Below are 15,548 nucleotides of genomic sequence, written 5' to 3'. Positions count from 1 at the left end.
AGATTGTGCAAAATCTTAGGAATTGTAGAGACGCAAAATTCTACGTCTCTACAGGATGGGATTTCTCTCTACTCCCGGCGAGATTTCCCGGCGAAATGATTCCTTAACGTGACGCCACGGCTAAGCCGCTATGACGCAGTAAAGGCTCCGTACTCGGTTCGCGTCCCCGGAAGGACTTGAACACTTCCATCGGGTGCAAGCTACCACCCAGCGCCAACACGGTGTCGCGGAAGCGCTTACCTGTAGAAGCTACAGCCGTCTCATCTTCTAAACCAGCGTCTTCAAAAGCTGCAAAGGCATCAGCACTGAGAACTTCAGCCCACTTGTAGCTGTAATAACCCGCCGCATAGCCGCCAGCAAAGATATGTCCGAACCCGCATAAAAAGGCATCTTCTGGCAGAGGGGACAAAATTGTTGTGGTTTTGGCAATGCGGTTCCGCACATCAGCCACAGTTTCATTGCCACCCGGTTGATAGCGATGGTGCAGTTCAATGTCAACTAAGCTAAAGTGCAATTGCCGCAGCGTGCCAGTACCGCTCATGTAGTTGCGTGCTGCCAAAAGCTTTTGGTAATAATGCTCTGGTAAGGTTTCCCCGGTTTCGTAGTGCTTCGCCATTCCCATCAAAGTGGGTCGGTCATAGCACCAGTTTTCCATGAACTGGCTGGGTAATTCTACCGCATCCCATTCCACATTGTTGATGCCTGCCGCACCAGGATAATCCACCTTGGTCAGCATATGTTGCAAGCCGTGACCGAATTCGTGGAATAAGGTTTCTACCTCACCAAAGGTCATCAGGCTAGGTTTGCCATCGACTGGGGGAGTCTGGTTGCAGACCAAATAAGCAACGGGTAAGCGGGTGGTGGGGGTGCCAGCTTCGATAATTTTGGCACGGACGAGGCACTCATCCATCCAGGCACCGCCGCGCTTTTCGGCTGGACGGCTGAAAGGATCTAAATAGAAGTATGCGATCGCATTGCCTGTTTCATCGGCAATCTGGAAGTAACGCACATCCTCATTCCACACTGGGGCTTGACCATCAGCCGCCGTGACGGTAATTCCAAATAACCGCTTGACGAGGCTGAATAGCCCATCTAGCACTTGCGGTAAGGGGAAGTAAGGGCGTAACTCTTCTGCACTGAAGGCGAACTTTTCTTCTCGCTGGCGTTCCGACCAAAAGCTGATATCCCAGTGCTTCAAGTCGCTGCTTTCTGCGGCTCCTTTACTAGCAGCATAAGCTTTTAATTCTTCTAATTCCTTCTTAGCAGCATCATAACTAGCGCCGCGCAGTTCATCTAGCAGCCCCTCAACTGCTTCAACGCTGGGAGCCATTTTTCGGGCTAAGCTTAACTTGGCAAAACTGTCAAAACCGAGTAGCTTTGCCTTTTCTTGGCGCAGTTCCAAAATGCGCTCGATGAGTGGGGTGTTATCTAACTCGCCACTCGATGCACGGCTGATATAGGCTTTATAAAGCTTTTCGCGCAAGTCCCGACGGGTACTGTGCTGCAAGAAAGGGCCAAAGCTGGGAAAATCCAGGGTGATGCGCCAAGGGCCATTTTCAGGGGTGGCATTTTCTTCGCCAGCAGCACGGGCAGTTTGAGCGGCTAGACTCACTAAACTGGGCGGTAAGCCGTCAACTTCCTCTTTGTTGGTGAGGGTCAGGCTAAATGCTTTAGTGGCGTCGAGGACGTGGTTAGAGAACTTGGTAGAAAGTTCTGCTAATTCGAGTTGAATGGCGTTGAAGCGATCGCGCTTTTCTCCTTCCAACCCAACACCGGAAAGTTCGGCATCCTTGATCGCTGATTCTACAATCCGCTTTTGGGCTGATTCCAGGCTATCCCAAGCGTTGCTACTTTGCAGTGCCTTAAATGCTTCATACAGCGGCTTACTTTGGTTCAGCTTGTTGGAAAACTGCACCACTTTTGGCTGCACGGTTTCGTGCGCTTCGCGGATTTCGGGGCTATTCTTCACAGCCATCAAATGACCGACAATCCCCCAACTCCAGGTTAAGCGTTCTACCAGTTGTTGGAGGGGATCGACTAAACCGCTCCAAGTCGGCTCTACCTGGGTTTCTAGGGTGGCAAGTTCCTGTTCTAGTTCAGCCAGTAGCTGCGTCATCCCCGGAACGACGTGTTCCGGCTTGATGGCATCAAACGGGGGCAGCCCTTTGCCGATGAGTAACGGGTTATCAGTAATAATGGCGTTTGCACTCATAGGTGATTTGTTTGTAAACGTATTTGGGCTGAATCGTCCTTGTTATCCGATCTTAAGAAAAAAATCAGCTACCCTTACAGGGTGGTTAACCGTAGCGAAGTTGCGGCTTATCGTCGGTACTCGTCGCCGCAGTCACCGATGACCTGGTATAGATCGCGCGATTGTTGAGCGATCGCATTCATTCGCCGATCATCCTCTGCATCTAGTATCAAATCAAACACCCTGGCATTGTCTTCGATATGCTCCGACACTCCTAACCGTGCGCCGATGATTGCACCGGCGACTGCTGGCTGCTCTAGAATATAACGCACCGCCACATTCGAGATATTTACCCCGTACTTCTGGGCAATCTCTTGGAGGACAGAAAGTAACTCTTGAAATAAATTCCAGCCACCCCACGCATCTACCATATTCTTGTATTTTCGCAAGCTAGCCGTCTTCAGTTCTCCTGCTCGCGGTTCTGGTTGTCCCAGGTACTTTTCTGACAGCAAGCCGCCGCAGAGTGTCCCGTAAGCAAAAAGCTGGATGTTATTCTCTTGACAAAATTGCACCATGTTCACTAAAGGACGCCTGTCAATCAGAGAAAACTGCACCTGATTGGACACAATTTTGATACCTGCCTCGGTAATAATTTTCAGCCGTTCTGTATCAAAATTTGTCAAAGCTAGATGCTTGATTTTTCCCTCCTCTTGGAGTTCTGCCATATACTTGAGCGCATCCAAGTAGTTTTTATCGCGGTAATCCCACCAATGAAACTGCATCAAGTCTAAGGAATCAACTCCCATTCTTTTTAGGGAAATATTAATGTTATCTTCTACCAACTTGCGCGTTATTTTAGTGGGTCTTGGCACCCATTTTGTGAAAGCTTGCAAGTTAGACAGCGCCTCTTCACCACGACTTGCTACCAATTGCCGCCGGAACTCTCCAATAAAGTCCTCAGCGGGGCCATAATGGTCGGCTAAATCCCAAGTGGTGAAGCCTGCATCCATGTAATCAAACATATTTTGGATCGCAGCTTTTGAGTCAATTCTTCCATGTGCGCCTGACACTTGCCACATTCCATTGAGTACGCGGCAGATATTCAAATCTGGGGTAAATTGTAATCTGCTTGATTCGGGTAAGTTCATGTTGACGCTTTGTTATGTATAGATAAAATTATTGCTTATAGTGTCAGAAGTTGGATGCGATACACAAACTTAACCTCTCCCCAAACCCCTCTCCTACTAGGAGAGGGGCTTTCCCCCTTTCCTACTAGGGAAGGGGCTAGGGTTTAGGTCTGTATTTTATTTAAGTAAGTAGTGCTACAAATCAATCTTTTTAAAATTAAACTACAAATAAATGCAGATAATTTATCAGTGTTTATCTGTGGTTAATAACTCTAAAAGGTTACTATTCAGGTTTGCACGGAAAAATCTTCTGGATCGATGTCCCAATTGATCCAGCGAATCGCTGCACGAGCCGATGTAATATCCGGCGGCACTCGCATAGCATGAATGAAACCAGTGCTAGGACAAGTCATTTTTAGCAAGTGAATTGGCTCTTTTTGAGGAGCATCATCATCAAAATCGTCAAGCTCGAAACCATCAATATCAGCATCAAGTTTTAGCAAAGTGTATTCTTGCCAGGAATCTAATTCAGTTGCTTGTAATTCTTGACAGATTCGTGCATAGCCAATTCCCTGAATTAATACTCGCCTCAGTTCGGCGTTGTCTTCTTCTAAAATCCATTGCGCCTGCCATTGATGGGGATGCAATTTGCCATATTTTTCAGGCAATTTCACACCGTGATAATAATATCCCGTATGCCATCCATCGGCAAACTGAATCGCGGGTTCACCTTCGGCGTGGAGGCGATCTTGGTTATCGAACAAGAGTTTAGTAGGGCGATCGCATACTACACAGACCTTCTCAAACGGGAAAATCAAACCACAATGCTCGAAAAGCTGGTTCAGGCAGTCAAATGCTTCCCGCGTCTTTTGGTCAAGAGTGACACCTAACGAAGAAACATAAAATTCAGTTGCGTAGACTTGTGTAAAAAGGTCTGTAGGAGTTACTGGATAAAAATCATCTGCATCAAAAGAGCTGGAATCAGCTCCGATGAGTTCTAGAGAATGATTAATTAATTCATCCAGCTCCCACCATCCTTCTTCGTCTCCTGCTGTCAGCTCTAGTTCTATCTGCTCTGGCGCTATTTCATTCCGGATATGATTCCACAACGCTTGACACGGAAGTCCTTCCAAAAACCATTGGAGCTGCTTTGATAGTGACTCTCCCCACACAAGCAGGGATTTCAGCTTCTCAAATCTTTGTTCTTCCGGTGTATTGTCTAGTTTGAGCAAGTTGAATAGTTGAGTACACCCTGCCTGTGGACTACGGTAAAAAAGAACTTCTGGTTCTTCTCTGCCAATCCTTGCATAGACAGATTTGATAGCTTTTTTGGCTTTTTGAAAATCGATCGGCTTCGTTGAGAAAGTGCGCCATTTCTCTTGAAGCGATCGCAACAAACTTCGATTAAAAACTGGATTACCTCGGAGATACAGTTGGGTGAGGTTGATTAACCCAGAAAGCGGATTCAATTCGGTAATTTGATTACCACCAAGCCCCAGTTGGGTGAGGTTGGTTAACCCAGAAAGCGGACTCAATTCGGTAATTTGATTGTTGTAGAGATGCAGATGGGTGATGTTGGTTAACCCAGAAAGCGGACTCAATTCGGTAATTTGATTGCTATTTAGATGCAGTTGGGTGAGGTTTATTAACCCAGAAAGTGGACTCAATTCGGTAATTTGATTGCTATTTAGATGCAGTTGGGTGAGGTTGGTTAACCCAGAAAGTGGACTCAATTCGGTAATTTTATTACTACCGAGATCCAGTTGGGTGAGGTTGGTTAACCCAGAAAGTGGACTCAATTCGGTAATTTTATTGTAATAGAGATTCAGTTGGGTGAGGTTGGTTAACCCAGTAAGAGGACTCAAGTCGTTAATTTGATTACTACCGAGATCCAGTTGGGTGAGGTTGGTTAACCCAGAAAGTGGACTCAAATCGGTAATTTTATTGAAATAGAGATTCAGTTGGGTGAGGTTGGTTAACCTAGAAAGCGGACTCAAGTCATTAATCTCTTCACCAAGAGACAGTTGGGTAAGGTTGGTTAACCCAGAAAGCAGACTCAAGTCGGTAATCCAATTGTTATGTAGATACAGTTGGGTGAGGTTGGTTAACCCAGAAAGCGGATTCAAGTCGGTAATTTCATTACTGCTGAGATCCAGCTCTGTGCAGTATGAAAGTATCAGATCCGCTTCATAGCAGTCCCAAGTGTCAGCTTCCTCTAACAGCACCTCAACTGTGTGTCTTGCTGCTTCTGAGAGGCTATCTTTGTGCAAACACCAGTCAGCAAAGCTGTTAAAAATTGGGCTTTGTTGTTGCTGTGGCTCAGACATTTATCACCTCTCGACTGAAATTTGTGTTTCTTAGTTAGGTGTCAGTAACCAGCAACTTGTTAAGAGCGCCAGTCTTTTTCAGCTTGTTCTAACACGTAAGCGGAAACAGCTTGGATTTCTTGTTCACTGAGGCGGTCTTTGTAGGCGGACATATTGTTTTTGCCGTTGGCGACGATGGACGCGATCGCTTCCACGTTATCCATGCCATTTCGTTTTAATGCCTTGAGTTTCAGATTCTTCCCGCGTCTGATAATATTGCCGCCGTTGAGATGACAACCTGCACATTGGACGCTAAATATTTTGGCACCGTTGACAGTATCTGCGGCTATAGCTGGAACGCGAAAGGCAATTAGCACAGCGAATGTTAGAAGTAGGACGGTTAGTAGCTTCCTCAAGGGACTTTTCCTCGGTTTTTATTAAATGAATAACCATTGACAATCCGCTATTTTATGAATCGGTGTTTTCTCCCTCAACTTCTTCGTCTTCTATCGCTTCCTGAAGAAATAAGCGTGCCAACCTGTTATAAGTGCCAGCACCAACAAATTGAGGATAAGTGTGAGAACGGCTGTACACCCATACCAGTTCTTTCCCGTCAAAAATGCGGATGTCTTGAAACAGACCTTTACATTTTGGTTGCAGGGACTTAGCAGTATTTAATGCGTCCGTCCATCTTTCAAACTCTTGGGAAAATTCACGGGCGATGACTCTAAACATAAGCTTGGGCTTCTTTCTTGACTTGCTAATTTGAAGCTTAAGCGGCGGGTGGGAATTGGGGGAATGATTCTGAAAAAAAGCGACCAAAAGCGCCAATGTCAAAGTCCAAAGGTCAAAGTGCCTCAAAGGAAGCAGTAAATCCTTCAAGACTTAAGCACTCGTCTTGGAAAGATTCGGCGTCTCCGACCTCTTCAACCTTGTATTCCATGAAGCGCTGACCATCCGGCGTTTTTTTGGAAGAGATACAAGTGCTTTGATACTTATCTGCGATCGCTTTACAGGTAGTCCCATTGCGTTTCCAAGCATCGCCCGAACAGCGAATCGTTACCAGCCACATAACTTAAGTCTCCATTGATATTGGGGATGTTGCGATCGCGAAAACTCTGAGTTGCTCTGACGCAATCTGATGCATCATATCAAGGGTTATCACCCTAAGCCTAACTCCGGAGTTAAGGATTGATATGACTCGCAAGCGCTTATTTTCGCTAATTGTGGCGCTGTTACTGATTGCACTTTCCTGGTGGGGGGTAGCGGCGGCACGGACTGGATTGGTGACGCGAACATTCTCAGATACATTCTCAGATAAAGGGTTGCCGATGCTGTACGTCGCACCAGAGGGTTTTGAACAGGGTTCTGAGAAAATACCCGGTGTGCTGGTGGCGCACGGCTATGCGGGTTCTAAGCAATTAATGCTGGGCTACGCGCACGTTTTGGCGCACGCGGGGTATGCCGTGATGCTGTGGGATTTCGGCGGACATGGCGCGAATCCAGCACCCCTCCAGCGCGATTCACTTCAGCAAGACCTGAATGTGGCTTATGCTGCCCTGTTGGAGCAACCAGAGGTCGATCCTAGCCGCTTGGCGCTGCTGGGGCACTCAATGGGGAGTGGTGCGGTGATGTCGGCGGGTATCCGCAATCCCGACCGCTTTGCGGCAACGGTTGCCGTCTCACCGACGGGTGCGGGAGTAACGCCTTCTATCCCGCGCAATCTTCAGCTACAAGCCGGGAGTTGGGAAGGTGGATTTGTGAAGAATGCCCAGCGGTTGCTGGCGGCGGCGGGAGGAGAAAACGATAACTTTGCTGGGGGAAGGGCGCGATCGCTCGTTATCATCCCGAACGCCGAACACATCACTATTCTCCTCCGCAATATCAGCCACCAAGCTGCCCGAACGTGGCTCGATGCTACCTTCAGAATTCAGAGTAGCAGTAACTATATTGACCGCCGGATGGCTTGGTATGCCTTGCATTTGTTGGCATGGCTGTTATTCCTTTTCGCCATTGCCCCTGCTGTTGCTGATCCGGCGACTACACCCAAGCCAAAGGTGCATCCGCTACAAAGCTGGCTAGGTTCGCTTTTAGCTCCCTTCCTTGCCAGCGCTTCACTCCTATTGCTGAGCCGGATGGGGGAAATTGATAGCTTGGGTGGCGTCCTCGTCGGCGGTGCAATCGGAATTTGGTTTTTTGTGGCAGGCGTCGTCTGGCTGGGGATTCTCTTGCGCCTACAACGTCCTACACTCAGGGCGCTGGGGATAGGCTTAGGGCTGTTTGTACTGCTTTGGGTGGGTTTTGGGGCAATGGCACAGTCGGTGTGGCTGCAATGGTGGCTAATTCCAGCACGTCTAAAGCTTTGGCCTTTGCTGTCGTTGGCTTGCCTTCCTTGGTTTCTAGCGTCGGGAGTGGCGCAACAGGATACCGGGGTACTCTCACGGGTAGCGTGGTGGTTGTGGCAAAGCGTGCTGCTAGTAGGCGGCTTTATTTTGGCGGTGTACTTGGTTCCGCAACTTGGTTTTATCTACTTGTTGCTGCCGCTATTTCCGCTAGCGATGGGTATTTTCTCCTTTGCTGGCAGCCAACTTAATAATGTGTGGAGTTATGCACTGGGGAGTGCGTTGTTTTTCGGTTGGGCGATCGTTGCTGCTTTCCCGCTCGCAAGTTAGCGAATACAGAATTAGAAGTTTTCTACCTAAAGGAAGTACCGATTTTGAAGCGATCGCGCCAAGATAGAGGAAGCGGATTATAACCTCTTTTTTTTGCTGGAAAGCTTGTACAAGTAGTTTAATTAAAGCTTCATCTAAATCAACTACTACAAACCGAGGAAGAAAATGCCTAATAATAAAATCAAAGAACAAATTACAACCGATCTCCATCAAGCTAAAGAAACAGGACAGCTCAGAGCAGAGCGGATTCGGGAAATTGTTCAATCTGCTGTATCTCAGGTGGGTTCGGAGTTTAAGGAAGGTTCCAGCGAACTTCGCTCAATTGTTAAAGATGCGGTTTCTGTGGTTCTGGAAAACTTGCAAGATAAAGGTGGCGAACTCAAAGAAGAAGTCACGGCTACGATTGAGGGAGCGGTTGAAGGCTTTAGCCATCTAAGACATCGAAATATTGCGAAAACGCAAGCAGAGGTTAAACAGCTACAAGCTCAACTGGACAACGAAGAAAATGAACTCCAGCAAGAGATTGATAAACTGCTAGTAGACATCGAAGAATCTGGTAAAGATACCTCGCCTTCTACCAAAACTGCTCTGGAGTCTGCGATTAATAATCTCAAAAACAGCGACGAGGTCGCATCGCTGAAAGAGCGTTATGCTCAACTGCAAGCTCAACTAGCGATTCTCCGAGCGAATTTAGCTGCACGTTACGGGGGACGCGCCGAGGACGTGAAAGGGTACCTGGACGAAGCGAAGCACTGGTACGACCGTTCTCGCCCTCAAGCTGAAATAATGGTTCAGCGGGTAGAACAAAAGCGATCGCAGGTTGAAGAAAAACTGGGTGATGCTGGGGTAGCGATCGCTAAGAAAGAACGTCAGGTACGTCAAATCTTGAGTGAGTTGTTACGAACAGCAGCAGATGCAATTCGCGAAAAGGAACATGTCAGTAAATCAGGGACTCCTAAAGATTCTCACCATTAATTAAAACAGAACCAGCTAAGACTTAGCTGGTTCTGTTTTTTAAACTCAATTTTTAAACTTGCAGTAGGGTTTTAACACGCAACCAGCACTCGAGAAAGACTTCTACTCCCACTACTAGCGCTACAAGGGATAGAAGCGTCTAACTAACCTTGGTTTAGTATACGTTTTCTCCTCCAGCCATTCTTTCTTCGTGCTTCACGATTACCCAAACTGCATGAATACTACCGGGAAGCCAACCCAGAACCGTAAGCAAAATGTTGATGAATAAAGTTGGGCCAACACCAACTGTCAGAAAAATGCCTAAAGGAGGCACGAGAAGACCAGCCAGAATCCGGAGTAATTTCATGAGACTACTTCAACTTTCTTATTTAAACTCTTATTAGTCTTATTCTCCTAAATCAAGTAATTGAAGACCTCCCCCTAACGAATTATCTTCGTTTTGATAGATGGTATACAAAACTGCATTCATCTTTCTAGCTTGCAAACTAAAAAAGGAGGAACAGCATCTAGCTTTCCTCCTTTTTTTAATCTCTATCAATTTTACTTCTCTGGATAGAGATTAACCTTGAGTTTTCAAGTCACTACTGCTGCCGGTTAGTACACCCGCGTTTCTCTCAGCAAAATATTTGCTGATGAAAGTATTCGCAAAAGATAGAACGACGGGTGCCAACAGAAAAGCTAAAATCCCATGCATACTAAATCCGGGAACCAAAATTGAAGCCACCCAGAAACATATCCCGTTAACGACGAGCGAAAATGTTCCTAAGCTGACGAAGTTAAGCGGCATAGATAGGAGAGATAGAGTCGGCTTAACTCCAGCATTGACCAAGCCAATCGCTACAGCAGCAATTAAAGCAGCAGGAAATGTAGCAATATTAACACCTGGAACAAGTAAATCAACAATTAGTAGGCTAAGAGCCGTAGCTACCCAGGTAAAAAGCGTTCCCATCATGGTTTTTTTCCTTAAATTGACACAATAGAAAATTTTAAAGTCCTGATACTATGCTCAGCGATCGCCTAGCCTTCAACCTCCCTACGAAGGTAGATTTTTCTAGAAGCGATCGCCTGTTGCCTTGGTGTTTTAGTGTCTTGGTCGTTGATTACACACAAGATGTAGATAAGGTAGTTCCTCTCGCCAGGAGAAGGCAGTAAATCTCAATACAATCAGGACAACTTAAGCTAAGTGAAATTAGTGATGTATAGGATGGGTGAGCGATAGCGAAATCTATGCAGGGGTTGGCTTTCCCAAGCCAAATACCACTTGCGTGCGGGGGGTTCCCCCGCACGCAAGTGGCTCTCCAACCTACGAACATCTTCAATTTAATTGCATCCGCTTACTTATTGTTGAGGTGCAGTTATGCTGACGTTATTCGTTGAGCTATCCAATACTATCCAGCCAGATTTCCCGTCTAAATTCTCTGCACTATTTGCCACTTTAAAATAGAGCTTCTCGCCGCCACGAGTTTCAACAGCAAAATCGGCTTTTTCCGCATAAACCACTTTAAATCCTCGGTCTCTCAGACAATACATCGCCCAAGCTTTCAGCGTGTGCTTGTGTGGTTCATATTGAATCGGAGGCTTGTTTAACGCCTCTTCCATCACCTTAATTAGCTGCACTGGTTGCACGCTCCACTAGATACTTTCCCTTTTAGTTTCTTCTGGATCGCAGCGAATTTCAATCAGGAATCCATCCGGGTCGTAAAAGTAAATGCCTCGTCCGGTGGGACGGCTGACAGGGCCATGATCGATGGGCACTTGATTTTGTTTTAGCACCTCGACCGCCCGCTCGAACAACTGCGGGTCGATGTCAAAGGCGAGGTGATTGGCGCGGGTAAAAGCGCGATGCGGGTCATTGTCTGGGGGTGGCAAATCCGGCTCCCAAAACAAGTCGAGGACGGTACCATCGGGGGTGACGAAATTGGTAACTTTGCCTGATGCTACAAGCGATCGCAATGTGGTCGGCACTTCTTCACCCGTCAGTTCGTACAAACCCAGGATACCCCCGTAGAAGTGGCGGGAAGCTTGCAAATCGTGGACGTTCAAGGCAATGTGGTGGACTCGCCGCAGATCCCCTGCGGAAAGGGCAGTGTTGACGGATTGGGGGCTAGATAGCATGACAGAAAAGACTCCTTTCGTTACTTTCGATAGAAGCAAGACTTTTTTCTTTAAGTCTATTATTCAAAATAAAAATTATCATGCCCTTTGATTACACTTTAGATTTTAAGGCAATCGATTTTCGCTCTTCTCCCGAACTTTATCGAGTGGGTAAGGGCGAGCAGGGGGTGCTTTTGGTAGAACCCTACAAATCAGAAATTCTTCCCTACTGGCGCTTTAAAACTCCAGAGATTGCCAGAGAATCGAGCGAAAAAATTTACCAGATGTTTCTGGATTACCTAGAACAAGATGATTTTGTTGGCGCTGATATGGCACGGAAGTTTTTACAAATGGGTTATACGCGATCGCGCAGATATGCCAATCATAAAAGCGGCAGAAAATTTAAGTCAAATCCTCAAAAAGAAACTTCTAAAGAAGCCCTGCTTCAAGCAAGGAAAGATATTTTACCCAATGAAGTAGATCCGGTGAAAGCTGAATCAGCCGCAATCTTTAAAGAGAAATGGATGCAAGCAAAGATAAATGAGAAATATTTACAGCTTTTAGCGAAGCACAAACAGATGTACGAGTAAGGATGAAAGAGAATAATCTTAGCAAATAGAATTCGCAGCTTCGCCAGCCTTCCTATGTCAGTTCAAATACTGACACATAATCAACTCAGAGTTTTCGGAAACGCTTTCTACATTGGTGTTGTATACAATTAGTTTACCGAGAACAATCAAAATGAGTAATAGCCGGAAATCAATTTTATTTTTTAGCTTATTTCTCACCCTTTTGGGAACAATCACCTCTGGGAAACACGTCCTAGCGATCGCCCAATCTTCAGAATCAACCCAGCGACTAACTGTATCACAGACATCACCCTCCAAATTGGCACAGCTTTCTTCTACATGTACCTATGACGATAGAAAAACCGTAGAAACTGTGAAAGACAAAAAGGGTAAAGTGACACTGGTTGGTGAAACTTATGTCATCGTAACTGAAGGACAGGATGGTATAAGATATGCAACTTGTAATCTTCCTGATAGTTTCAAGGCAGAAGGAAAAGCAATTACATTCAGTGGTGAAGTAAAAGAAATCTATCCTAATGAACGTTGGGCAGCTACACCGTTAAAAATTACAGCAATCGCATCCAGCACCCCAACTTCGACCCCAACCCCAACCCCAGTTCAATCTATTCAAAGCCTATCGAATGGTAACTACACCTTTTGTAGCAAACCTCCCTCAGGCACCGGGAACCAACAGGGTGTAGATTTAGGGCATTGTTATGTATTTGGGAAGAAAGGAAATCGCCTAGTCGGAGACCTTTACGATACCAAAACTTTGGGCGAAGTAACCGCTTGTGTTAGCGGTGTAGTTAATAAGAGAACTGTTAGCGGCGAAGCGATAGAAATTGTCGGAGATATTGGTCGGCAAAATATACCGCCAAACTCATCAGGCACCCGGTTAGTTAATTGGGACAATCAGGGTTACTTGAAAGTTGCGAGAGCTACTGTAATTGGCAGGCTGAATAGCCCTGGCAGGAACAATGTCAGAAAAGTTCGCTATCGTTCTGCTTTGCTTAACTTAAATGGTTTTTATCGCCACAATCAACTGAAACAAGCACCTACAAACTGTTTAAAACGCTAAGAAAGGCAACCGCTAAAAGTAAGCGATCGCATTCTCAATAACAGTAGGTTAAACCCAACAACAAAGAAACCCAACCAATGCTTAATCGAGTTGGGTTTCTTTGCCGCATTCCAACTTAAATTTTGATTGATAGTAAAACTTTACTACCAATATTTGTATCAATAATCCTCAAATTGATAAATTTATTAATTCAACTTGTCTCCCGTTGAATGAGTATACTTCTGATACCCATTGTTTGTTGGATAATTATTTGTTGGATACAAAGCATTGGATTTGAATAATTGTCCCGATTGGATAATCGCAATAGCGATGGGTTCTAAAGCTTTTGTCCAGCTGTCTCTGATTCGCTGCTGCTCTTCCGGGGTGGGGTTGGTGCTTAACCGTTGAATTTCAGCCAGGACAATTGCTGGTAGTTGCTCGTAGAAACTCATTGCTAGTTCACTACCTACCTGATTCAGCAACAGTTGCACTAAAGCAGAGCTGTTCATTACATCATTCTCAACACTACCCGTTGCACCAGTGGCAGTTGCACTAGCGGCAGTTGCACTAGCGGCAGGGGGCGGATTTAATTGGGGGATAGCATCAACGGGAGATACAGGGGTTTTAACAGGCTCAGCAGGACTTTGAAGCGTGTCCCTGGCATCTTCAATCGGAGGTTGAACAATCACAGCAGGACTTTGAAGTGTGTCCCTGGCATCTTCAATCGGAGGTTGAACAATCGCAGCAGGACTTTGAAGCGTGTCGCTGCCATATTCAATAGGAATAGTAGGTTGAACAGGCACAGGACCTTTATGCGTATCCCAGGGGTCTTCAATCGTAGGGTGAACACCCGTAGCAGCGCCTTTAAGGCTGTCGATTGCACCTTCAATCGTAGGGTGAACACCCGCAGCAGCACCTTTTATTACTAAATCCGCAGCACCTTCAACAATCGCTTTAATACCCTCACCTACACTTTTACCAGTAAACGCCGCAGCAGCTGCACTGACTACAGCACCAAAGGTTGCTCCAGCTAAAGCAGCATTCGCCACACGCCTGCGGGTGCCTGTTGGCTGAACACCAGACTCTTCTGTAGCCGCGTCAGTCTCTTCATTCGCTGCATCTGACGCAGCATCACCGCCATCTCCGCTAGTGTCTGCTGGAGGAACGCTGGACTGTGCCGGAATCCGGTCAGTATTTTCGTCATGCCGATCAAAAGGCTGATTGCTCTGTGTCATAATGCCCCGTCTCCTGCCTACCAAAACGGCTTAACGATCTGAAGTCACTGCTACTGCTAATTTAGCGATCGCACGTATAGACTTACACCGACCTCAAGGGAGACATCCTTAAATACCCAGCAAGGTATAGCCATATACGATGATTGGGATTCCATATCTACAACTACAGATGCAATAGGTGTTGAGTCATGTCTGCCTTTAGCTCAGTTAAATCCTTCTTGAGGCTCGTTAGAGTTGCAATAGATAACGAGCTACAGCAAAACGATATTTAGATGCTTGGGGGCAAAAGAGACAATGATGACTAATAATACGCCAAATTTCGAGAGACGTGACGAAAATGCTGGCTCTAGCGAGACAGCTCAACCTTATATTCGTACAGAAAGCACAACTCAACCTAGTGGAATAGCAAGAGCAGAAAACAGCCCTACGATTACATCTCAATCTGTTGCTCGGCAACAATCCACTGACATCAATGCTCGGCAACAACCCACCGACATCAATGCTCGGCAACAATCTACCGACATCAATGCTCGGCAACAATCCGGCAGTATGAATGCTGGACAACAATCTAGCAGCATGAATCCAGCCTTATCTAGAGCGCTGATGGGAGGACTCATCGGTGCTACCTTAGGGACACTAGCCGGTCTGGTAGCTGGTAGGAGAACATCTGAGGGTGTGAAACACGCTGCCAAAGGTGTTGGCGATGCGACAAAGACTATTGCTGGCGGTGTTAACCAGACTGCAAAAGGTGTTGGCGAAGCAGCAAAGACTGTAGCTGGCGGTGTTGGTCAGACAGCCAAAGGTGTTGGCGAAGCGGTTAAGAGTGTAGCTGAAGGCGTTAACTACGCTGTAGTAGGCACATTACAAGATACCGCTGAAGGTGTTAGCCAGGCTGTAGTAGGTACATTGGACGCAGTAAAGGGTACAGCTTCAAATGCTAAGCAAGTTGTAGCAGGTGCCGCAGACCAGCTACAGGATAAAACTGAGGATGCCAAGCAATCTGCAATCAGTGGATTGGACGCAGTTCAGGATGCCGCTGAGGATATCAAGCCATCTTACGAGCAGAACGTCAAGGTAGCTAAAGAGCATCCGGTGATCAGTACGCCGCAGGTCACGACAACTGCGAACATCGGCATGGAAAGGGACATGGATATGCAGACAGCATATATTTCCGGCCCAGATGAGGAAGATGTGGTTAATCGAAATAGGTTTTCAGAGACTGAAACCTCACTAGATCCTAATGCAACCTATCTCCAAGAAGGGGAAGGTTCTGGTTTCCAACGTTATGAAGATACTGCTGACATTTAGAAGCAAGTCTTGAT

General features: G+C 46.4%; 17 protein-coding genes. 6 read left to right on the top strand and 11 right to left on the bottom strand.

Annotated features, from left to right (window positions below; genetic code table 11):
- Nucleotides 1-103 precede the first annotated feature (103 nt).
- The 6 genes from NC997_RS09790 to NC997_RS09765 form a co-directional block, all read right to left on the bottom strand.
- On the bottom strand, nucleotides 104-2,212 hold the full coding sequence (locus NC997_RS09790; RefSeq protein WP_190527099.1) for a M3 family metallopeptidase: 2,109 nt from the start codon (nucleotides 2,210-2,212) through the stop codon (nucleotides 104-106).
- Between the two features lie 107 nt (nucleotides 2,213-2,319).
- Nucleotides 2,320-3,339, bottom strand: coding sequence for an aldo/keto reductase (locus NC997_RS09785; protein ID WP_190527097.1), 1,020 nt, complete (start codon nucleotides 3,337-3,339; stop codon nucleotides 2,320-2,322).
- 266 nt (nucleotides 3,340-3,605) lie between these two features.
- Nucleotides 3,606-5,645 carry a leucine-rich repeat domain-containing protein gene (locus NC997_RS09780; RefSeq protein ID WP_242031352.1) on the bottom strand — a complete coding sequence of 680 codons (2,040 nt, stop codon included), beginning with the start codon at nucleotides 5,643-5,645 and terminating at the stop codon, nucleotides 3,606-3,608.
- A 59-nt stretch (nucleotides 5,646-5,704) separates the two neighbouring features.
- Entirely contained in the window at nucleotides 5,705-6,040 is a 336-nt protein-coding gene (petJ, locus tag NC997_RS09775) for a cytochrome c6 PetJ (protein ID WP_190527095.1), read from the bottom strand.
- A 52-nt stretch (nucleotides 6,041-6,092) separates the two neighbouring features.
- A complete protein-coding gene (locus tag NC997_RS09770; RefSeq protein WP_190527093.1) occupies nucleotides 6,093-6,359 on the bottom strand; it encodes a hypothetical protein in 267 nt (88 codons plus the stop codon).
- 112 nt (nucleotides 6,360-6,471) lie between these two features.
- Nucleotides 6,472-6,696, bottom strand: a complete 225-nt coding sequence (locus tag NC997_RS09765) for a hypothetical protein (protein WP_190410082.1) — start codon at nucleotides 6,694-6,696, stop codon at nucleotides 6,472-6,474.
- Between the two features lie 124 nt (nucleotides 6,697-6,820).
- Here NC997_RS09765 and NC997_RS09760 point away from each other — a divergent pair, with 124 nt between their 5' ends.
- Nucleotides 6,821-8,296: an alpha/beta fold hydrolase gene (locus tag NC997_RS09760; RefSeq protein WP_190527091.1), complete on the top strand. Its 1,476-nt coding sequence runs from the start codon at nucleotides 6,821-6,823 to the stop codon at nucleotides 8,294-8,296.
- Nucleotides 8,297-8,461: 165 nt separating this feature from the next.
- A complete protein-coding gene (locus NC997_RS09755) occupies nucleotides 8,462-9,271 on the top strand; it encodes a histidine kinase (protein WP_190527090.1) in 810 nt (269 codons plus the stop codon).
- A gap of 154 nt (nucleotides 9,272-9,425) precedes the next feature.
- Here the strand turns inward: NC997_RS09755 and NC997_RS09750 are convergent, their stop codons facing one another.
- Nucleotides 9,426-9,617, bottom strand: a complete 192-nt coding sequence (locus NC997_RS09750) for a YqaE/Pmp3 family membrane protein (protein WP_190410085.1) — start codon at nucleotides 9,615-9,617, stop codon at nucleotides 9,426-9,428.
- Between the two features lie 213 nt (nucleotides 9,618-9,830).
- Entirely contained in the window at nucleotides 9,831-10,223 is a 393-nt protein-coding gene (locus NC997_RS09745; protein WP_190439040.1) for a phage holin family protein, read from the bottom strand.
- 50 nt (nucleotides 10,224-10,273) lie between these two features.
- Between NC997_RS09745 and NC997_RS09740 the strand changes: the two genes are divergently transcribed.
- Entirely contained in the window at nucleotides 10,274-10,423 is a 150-nt protein-coding gene (locus NC997_RS09740; RefSeq protein ID WP_190429278.1) for a hypothetical protein, read from the top strand.
- Nucleotides 10,424-10,609: 186 nt separating this feature from the next.
- Here the strand turns inward: NC997_RS09740 and NC997_RS09735 are convergent, their stop codons facing one another.
- Nucleotides 10,610-10,888, bottom strand: coding sequence for a hypothetical protein (locus tag NC997_RS09735; protein ID WP_190429277.1), 279 nt, complete (start codon nucleotides 10,886-10,888; stop codon nucleotides 10,610-10,612).
- Nucleotides 10,889-10,903: 15 nt separating this feature from the next.
- Nucleotides 10,904-11,386 carry a VOC family protein gene (locus NC997_RS09730; RefSeq protein ID WP_190527088.1) on the bottom strand — a complete coding sequence of 161 codons (483 nt, stop codon included), beginning with the start codon at nucleotides 11,384-11,386 and terminating at the stop codon, nucleotides 10,904-10,906.
- A gap of 80 nt (nucleotides 11,387-11,466) precedes the next feature.
- Between NC997_RS09730 and NC997_RS09725 the strand changes: the two genes are divergently transcribed.
- Complete coding sequence (locus NC997_RS09725) at nucleotides 11,467-11,955, top strand: DUF4385 domain-containing protein (protein WP_190527085.1); 489 nt, start codon at nucleotides 11,467-11,469, stop codon at nucleotides 11,953-11,955.
- Between the two features lie 151 nt (nucleotides 11,956-12,106).
- Nucleotides 12,107-13,012 carry a hypothetical protein gene (locus tag NC997_RS09720; RefSeq protein ID WP_190527083.1) on the top strand — a complete coding sequence of 302 codons (906 nt, stop codon included), beginning with the start codon at nucleotides 12,107-12,109 and terminating at the stop codon, nucleotides 13,010-13,012.
- A 185-nt stretch (nucleotides 13,013-13,197) separates the two neighbouring features.
- Here NC997_RS09720 and NC997_RS09715 read toward each other — a convergent pair whose 3' ends face one another.
- Nucleotides 13,198-14,226: a hypothetical protein gene (locus tag NC997_RS09715; protein ID WP_190527081.1), complete on the bottom strand. Its 1,029-nt coding sequence runs from the start codon at nucleotides 14,224-14,226 to the stop codon at nucleotides 13,198-13,200.
- Between the two features lie 294 nt (nucleotides 14,227-14,520).
- On the opposite strand from NC997_RS09715, the gene NC997_RS09710 reads away from it, so the two are divergent.
- Complete coding sequence (locus NC997_RS09710) at nucleotides 14,521-15,534, top strand: hypothetical protein (RefSeq protein WP_190527079.1); 1,014 nt, start codon at nucleotides 14,521-14,523, stop codon at nucleotides 15,532-15,534.
- The last annotated feature ends 14 nt before the right edge of the window (nucleotides 15,535-15,548 follow it).

It is taken from the genome of Trichocoleus sp. DQ-A2 (assembly GCF_039961915.1).
Lineage (GTDB): Bacteria > Cyanobacteriota > Cyanobacteriia > Cyanobacteriales > FACHB-T130 > FACHB-T130.
Note: the sequence above shows the minus strand (reverse complement) of the source record. Positions and strands in the feature narration are given on the sequence as shown.